This window comes from Paenibacillus sp. 01T422 (assembly GCF_056398785.1).
Genome location: NZ_JBFTQB010000718.1, coordinates 1 through 6,888, shown reverse-complemented (window position 1 = coordinate 6,888; position 6,888 = coordinate 1). Strand labels below are relative to the sequence as shown.

Annotated in this window: 8 protein-coding genes and 2 pseudogenes; 2 read left to right on the top strand and 8 right to left on the bottom strand. The window is 41.7% G+C overall.

What is annotated here, in order from left to right; genetic code table 11:
* A pseudogene (locus AC1DUA_RS29725) lies at window positions 1–165 on the top strand (polysaccharide deacetylase family sporulation protein PdaB); the annotation flags it as partial.
* A gap of 26 nt (window positions 166–191) precedes the next feature.
* Here the strand turns inward: AC1DUA_RS29725 and AC1DUA_RS29720 are convergent.
* Entirely contained in the window at window positions 192–788 is a 597-nt protein-coding gene (locus tag AC1DUA_RS29720; RefSeq protein ID WP_477503172.1) for a KinB-signaling pathway activation protein, read from the bottom strand.
* A gap of 159 nt (window positions 789–947) precedes the next feature.
* Here AC1DUA_RS29720 and gerD point away from each other — a divergent pair, with 159 nt between their 5' ends.
* Window positions 948–1,541 carry a spore germination lipoprotein GerD gene (gene gerD / locus AC1DUA_RS29715; protein ID WP_477503171.1) on the top strand — a complete coding sequence of 198 codons (594 nt, stop codon included), beginning with the start codon at window positions 948–950 and terminating at the stop codon, window positions 1,539–1,541.
* Here gerD and AC1DUA_RS29710 read toward each other — a convergent pair.
* The 7 genes and pseudogenes from AC1DUA_RS29710 to AC1DUA_RS29680 all read right to left on the bottom strand — a co-directional run.
* Window positions 1,530–2,636: an Mrp/NBP35 family ATP-binding protein gene (locus AC1DUA_RS29710; RefSeq protein ID WP_477503170.1), complete on the bottom strand. Its 1,107-nt coding sequence runs from the start codon at window positions 2,634–2,636 to the stop codon at window positions 1,530–1,532. The genes gerD and AC1DUA_RS29710 overlap by 12 nt on opposite strands.
* Before the next feature lie 57 nt (window positions 2,637–2,693).
* Window positions 2,694–3,455, bottom strand: a complete 762-nt coding sequence (gene cwlD, locus AC1DUA_RS29705) for an N-acetylmuramoyl-L-alanine amidase CwlD (RefSeq protein WP_477503169.1) — start codon at window positions 3,453–3,455, stop codon at window positions 2,694–2,696.
* A 71-nt stretch (window positions 3,456–3,526) separates the two neighbouring features.
* Window positions 3,527–4,657 carry a sulfate adenylyltransferase gene (gene sat / locus AC1DUA_RS29700; protein WP_477503168.1) on the bottom strand — a complete coding sequence of 377 codons (1,131 nt, stop codon included), beginning with the start codon at window positions 4,655–4,657 and terminating at the stop codon, window positions 3,527–3,529.
* 7 nt (window positions 4,658–4,664) lie between these two features.
* A pseudogene (locus tag AC1DUA_RS29695) lies at window positions 4,665–5,165 on the bottom strand (phosphoadenylyl-sulfate reductase); the annotation flags it as partial.
* A gap of 263 nt (window positions 5,166–5,428) precedes the next feature.
* Complete coding sequence (gene rpsI, locus AC1DUA_RS29690; protein WP_090826682.1) at window positions 5,429–5,821, bottom strand: 30S ribosomal protein S9; 393 nt, start codon at window positions 5,819–5,821, stop codon at window positions 5,429–5,431.
* Window positions 5,822–5,839: 18 nt separating this feature from the next.
* Window positions 5,840–6,277 (bottom strand): 50S ribosomal protein L13, encoded by a 438-nt coding sequence (gene rplM, locus AC1DUA_RS29685; protein ID WP_477503167.1) that lies wholly within the window; start codon window positions 6,275–6,277, stop codon window positions 5,840–5,842.
* Window positions 6,278–6,450: 173 nt separating this feature from the next.
* Window positions 6,451–6,888 (bottom strand): tRNA pseudouridine synthase A (locus AC1DUA_RS29680; RefSeq protein WP_477503166.1); only part of this gene is annotated, 438 nt, incomplete at its 5' end.

Genomic DNA, 6,888 nt, shown 5'->3' with positions numbered 1-6,888 from the left:
CTGCACGCCAGTGATTCATCCCAACAAACTCATGAGGCTTTGCCCGTTATTATTGATCAATTGCGATCCAAAGGTTATGAATTCGTCACAGTTAGCGAACTAATTAAACAAACGGAAGTACAAACAACCCCTGTCGAAGACAGAACGATGAAACAAATCAATTAATTCCTACTAAAAAAGAGCTAATTAAATTAGCTCTTTTTGTTATCTAATATTTTATGTAAAATAAGAATTTGCCATGCATTACAAACTAAAAGTGGGGCTAACATAAAAAAACTAGATGCTGCATTATCTAATTTTAGCGCGGGAACAGCTTCAAGCACGGATACTGCGCACATAAAGAATAAAGTTGGAATAAAGGCGTTACGATTCGTCAACTTGACTTTCCAGTAAGCAACTCCCAATGAAATGATCAGTATGATCAGGGGCAATACGGAGTAAGTTAATACGGAACCATTTCCTTCAAAATTGGTCATTCTGAGATAAACTAGGTCGATCAGCACAACTATGACAATCGTAAGTTGTAAAAGATCCCACACTGTCTTGGATTTAATAATCCCCGCGGCAATAAATCTGACAATCAAATAAGCGAAAAAGCCCATCTGACTGAGGACGCTAATCGTCGCTCCCCCAAGCAGCATATTCAATACATTAAAGCCTACGGCCGACAACCCCATCACAGAAAATTCTTTATCGGAAAATTGTAGAATTAACCCGATTCCTATAGATACAATCATTCCTAATAATAGTGTTGTCCAAAATAAATGAAACCATTTGCGAAGCGTCACGTGCATTCCCTCCATCATAGACTCTAATTGTTAATTGTACCAACGATTGAGATAAAAAGCCAATGATTTACCCTTATAATCTATCCCTAACCACGCATACTAACATTACTAAGCTAGGGAAGGGAGCTTTTTCTCATGATAATAAGAAGGTTAAGCCCAATGATGGTCCTGCCGCTCATTACTATCGCTTTACTTCTTTCTTCGTGTGGTTCTGATAAATCATCGCAGGGTCAATCACAAGCCAATACGTATAAAGAACAAAAGACAATGATCCTTGATATTTTAAAATCAGAAGACGGTAAAAAGGCAATCAGCGCGGCCAATCGAAGCATTATGAATGGTGATGTTGGTGCGACAGGTGTAGCTGGTCAGTCTCAGATCAAACTGCTCTCGGCCAACGAATCCTTACAATTACAAATGGCTGTAAAAGATGTATTAACAGCAAAAGAGAATAACATGTTTCTCACAGATATGATGAAGGATCCAAAGTTTGCTGGAGATTTTGCTAAAGCTATTCAAAAAGAGACAAAACAAATGTTCAAAGAACTGTTAAAAGATCCTGAATATCAAAAATCACTTGTCGATGTGATGAAAAATCCTGACTACGAGAAAATGATGCTCGATGTCATGAAAACGGCAGCCTATCGCCAGCAAATGATGACCGTGATGGAAGAATCGATTCAGAGCCCTCTTTTCCGCTCACATATGGTTGAGAGGGAAATCTCCGCAAGCCCTTTTCTATTACTTATCTAATTTAGCGATAATATTCGCGGCCATTTCCAGATAAATTTGACCAGTTTTAGATTCTTCCTTATAAACCGATGGTGAATAATCAATTTCTGAAATGTGATTGTCAGGAGCTCCTAATGGAATCTGAGCTAATAGTTCACTGTGCAGATCATCCGCCAGTCTAGCCCCTCCACCTTTTCCAAATACGAAATCTTTGCTGCCGCAATCTTTGCATTCGTAATATGACATATTCTCTACAATGCCCAGTACTTCATGATTCGTTTGAATTGCCATCGCACCTGCTCTAGCCGCTACAAAAGCCGCCGTTGCATGCGGTGTAGTAACAATCACTTCTTTGCTTTGAGGAATTAGCTGATGCACATCAAGGGCAACGTCTCCTGTACCAGGAGGAAGATCAAGAAGGATATACTCAACATCTCCCCAGTTCACTTCGTTGAAGAAGTTACGCAGCATCTTGCCAAGCATCGGCCCACGCCAAATGACTGGCGCATTATCTTGAACAAAGAACCCCATAGAGATAACTTTGACACCGAATTTCTCAACTGGCATGATGACATTATCAACAATCTTAGGCTGCTCTTCAATCCCCATCATATCTGGAATGCTGAAGCCGTAAATATCCGCATCGATGATACCTACCTTTTTCCCTTGACGGGCCAAAGCAACAGCTAAATTAACGGTCACTGTGGATTTACCAACGCCACCTTTACCACTTGCTACAGCAATAAATTGAACCTTGGATGCCTCACCCAATATAGGCTGATCAATAGGAGGTTGTACGGGTTTAGTGTCCTTAGGTGCATCTGAAGTACTTGAGGTTGCTTTAAACAGCTCTTCAATCTGATTTCTCTCATAATCCGTCATCAATCTAAACCGAATATGTACTTGTGCTGCACCTAGCTTCTCTATAGCTTCACGAGTAAAGTTCTTCGCTGTTTCTTTGAAAGCTTCATCTTCTGTTGCAACAATCAAACTTAGCGAGACACTTTCTTCTTTTATTAAAATATCCCGAACTAAATTCAGCTCGACAACACTTTTGTTATATCGAGGCTCTTGCAGAGGTTTTAAAGCATCTAATAGCTGCTCTTTATTAATCATAGCCACTCACCTTTTTTAAGAGATCGTAATTATATTAGTGGCCTTTATTATAACACATTATGATTCAGAACCCACTTTCTCACCAGCATAAAATCTTAGAACACCCTGATAGATAGCTGCCGCCACCATCTTTTGATATTTCTCGTCAGCCAGCAGTCTCGCTTCATCCGGGTTAGAGAGAAAGCCTACTTCTATAAGTGCGCTCGGAATTTTTAATGTTTTTAATAAATACACCGTTTTATCTGCAGGCTTAGCGATACGATCAGTATTCTCCAAGTTTCTTTTTAGTTCAARTTGAATTAACGTAGCAAGATTGGAGTTATTTGGATTATTCGTATAGTAGAACGTTTGTGCCCCTTTCCACCTGGGAGAAGGAATGCTATTCAAATGAACGCTCAGAAACATATCTGCCTTTTTCTCATTTATCATATCCGCTCGATTGTGCAGATCTTCTGTTTTTCGTTTACTGTACCCTTTTGTACCCGGATCCGCTAGATCTGTATCTGTTTCTCTGGTCATTACAACGAGCGCCCCTGCTTGCTGTAAGTAGTCACGCAATTGCAAGGTAATGGCAAGATTGATATCTTTCTCAATCAAACCCTCTTTACTCGAAGCACCGCCATCTGGACCACCGTGCCCGGCATCCAGAGCGATTGTTTTACCCGATAGCGGTAAAGTCCAGTCTGACCATGTTTTCGTCGCAGGAAGCTCATAGGCATAGATAAAAACCACAAGTGCTACCAGCAAAGTTGAAAGTGCTAGCTTGAGGCTACTGTGAAAAGTCAGCCAGACGACCAACCGCTTCTTCCTTTTACGCATAAAAAATCCACCTCTGTTCCCCATAGACTCTGTAACATCTATATGGGACAGGATGGACAAATATACCTTGCTCACACGTGATAATCGGGGTCTCTAAGACCATCAATTAAAACTTTAGCAACCTCAGGACGAGTAAACTCTGGCGGTGGGCACTGACCATCTCTAAGAAGGCCGCGAACCTTAGTACCCGAGAGGTGCATGTGATGCGACTTATCATGTGGACAGGTTTTACTAGATGCCATATTACCGCATTTGGTGCAGAAGAAGCTGTGCTCAAAAAATAATGGAATAATCCCTATTTCATCTGCCGTAAAATCACTGAAAATCTCTTGTGCCTCATACGTACCGTAGTAGTCGCCTACGCCCGCGTGGTCGCGTCCCACGATAAAATGAGTGCAGCCATAGTTTCTACGCACTATTGCGTGTAGAATCGCCTCACGAGGCCCTGCATAGCGCATAGCAGCCGGATAAACGCCGAGGAATCTACGATCCTCCGGATAGTAGTTCTCAAGTAGAACGAGGTAGCTTTTCATTCGAACGTCTGCGGATATATCATCGGACTTTGTTTCACCAACAAGCGGGTTGAGAAATAGAGCATCTACAATCTCCATAGCTGATTTCTGAATGTATTCATGCGCACGATGAACCGGATTGCGGGTTTGGAAACCAACAACCGTCTTCCAACCCTTCTCATCAAAAATACGACGCGTTTCTGATGGATCAAAGTAGTACTCTTCGAACTTCTTTGGCTTAGGACGGCTCAGCATCTGAATAGATCCACCTATATTGGTGGATGATCGTGAGAACAGCTTATCAACACCTGGATGTGCCAGATCGTCCGTTTTAAAAACTTTAACAGCTTCATTCACTTGGTCAACTTTGTAGATACTCGTCGTATCCAAAATGGCATAAGGGATGCCATCTTCTTCACCAACAAGCGTAACTTGCTCACCAACTGCAATGGAAGCAGCAACTTCTGGAGGAATGGACAATGTAATTGGAATACTCCAAACCGTCCCATCTTCTAGGCGCATAGTTTCTACAACAGCGTTATAATTTGCTTCATCAAGAAAACCGATTAGAGGGGAGAACGCACCTACTGCAATAAGATCAAGGTCAGAAATGGTCCATGAGTTTACACGAATTTGTTTCAAGGATGCAGCATGTTTGAGCAGTTCTTCTCTTTGCTCTGCCGGTACCAAGCGGTTAAGGGTTAAACTTGATCAGACCAAATTTAACATCATATTCTACTTTTTTCGCATTAGCACGAGTCGGAGCTTGATCGCGGCGGATCCCGGTAATCCATGCGTCATAGTTTCTAAGTATATCTGTGAGTGGATCAACTTTACGAATGTCGCAGCATTGATTTGCATCACTTTTCCAAAGCTCATCACCAAACTTCTCCGCTTGCTCTTCTAGTGTAAGTTTCGGTAATACTTGAACAAACTTAGTACCGTAGTGCTGCTCTAGACGATCTCTAGTTTCATAAGTTTCTGGAAAATGAACATTCGTATCCAAGTAGAAAATATCGACGTTCGGATTAATTTTCTGAAGCATATCAACAAGGACAACATCTTCCGCACCAAAACTACATGCGAGCGTTAGACGAGGGAATGTTTCAACGGCTAATTTCAGAACAGCTTCAGCAGGCTGGTTCTCGAATTCTTCAGCAGCTTTTGTAACAAAGGCTTCTTTTTCAAAAAGATTCATTGGTACGTTACCTCCATTTTTTAATTCCGAGTGTTATTGTATGATTTATATTTAATTATATCTGAGTTATTCTTCCTGTCAATGACTTTTTATCATTTTGGTATTAACTTCGCCATTATTGTATACTTAAATGAAAATCACGCTGTAATTTGGAGATAAATGAGAATACTTTTCAACAAAAAAAATATAACCTGTATTTAGATAAAAAAAACCTTTCCAGCATACAGCCAGAAAGGTTTTTTGGAGCGCCGAGKCGCAAAATCTTAACGTTTGGAGAATTGAGGAGCGCGACGAGCGGCTTTCAATCCATATTTTTTACGCTCTTTCATACGGGAATCACGTGTTAGGAATCCAGCTTTTTTCAAGGATCCACGGTATTCAGGGTCAGCTTTCAACAAAGCGCGGGAGATACCGTGACGGATTGCTCCAGCTTGTCCGCTGATTCCACCACCATTAGCAAGAACCAAAACATCGTATTTACCGACAGTTTCTGTTAATGCCAAAGGTTGTTTAACGATTAGTTTCAAAGTTTCTAGACCGAAATACTCATCTAGATCACGTTTGTTGATAATGATGCGTCCTTCACCCGGTACAAGGCGCACACGCGCTACCGAATGTTTACGACGACCCGTTCCATAATATTGAACTTGTGCCACGAAACGTTCCTCCTTATATTAACCGCGAAGATTCCAAACTTCTGGTTGTTGTGCTAAATGTGGGTGTTCTGCTCCACCGTATACTTTAAGCTTAGTTTTCATGCTGTCGCCAAGACGGTTCTTAGGAAGCATACCGTGTACGGCAAATTCGATCATACGATCAGGTTTGCTGTTAAGCAAGTCCTGAGCGGAAGTCACTTTTAAACCACCTTGGTACATAGAGTGACGGTAGTACATTTTGTTTTGCATTTTTTTACCAGTAAGCTTAATTTGGGAAGCATTGATAACAACTACGAAATCACCAGTATCTACGTGTGGAGTGAACTCCGGTTTGTGCTTACCGCGGATAATGCTAGCAACTTCACTTGCAAGACGGCCAAGTGTTTGGCCTGCAGCGTCAACAATGTACCATTTACGCTCTACTTCATTTGGCTTCGCCATATATGTCGTGCGCATGCTGAATCCTCCTAAAAATATATCTCAAATACATAATTATTATAGTTAACTTACATAAACGATGGATGGATTGTGGCAGTTAAGGATCAGGGGCTGTGGGGTAGCCGATCACGAAACGCCAAGTTATATTTTACACGAAACCTAGTGAAGAAGCAAGTGATGATTCAAGTTTTTTAATAGTCAACTTTCCACAACATTAACCCCATCGCTTCGGCAGTAGGTCCTGCTTCAGCCCGGTTTCTGGCTTCAAGAATGCGCTGCATATCGTTGCTAGATCTCTTGCCTTCACCAATCTGAATTAGCGTACCTACAATGATTCTAACCATGTTATACAGGAAGCCATTCCCCGTTACAATGATCCGAATCCTCTCAACCTGACCCTCGCCGGTCAGCTCATCGGTTTCAAGCACCATACGAGCCTCATAGAGGGTTCTCACCTTTACTTCCTTATCCGTTCTCACCGTGCAAAACGAAGTGAAATCATGCTCTCCTAGCAAACAAGGGAGCGCCTCTCTCATGGCTTCCACATTTAAATGCGTAGGGTGATGGTATTCATAATTGCGGTGAAAGACATCAGGGAAGCGCACCGAGCGAATCGTATAACAGTACGT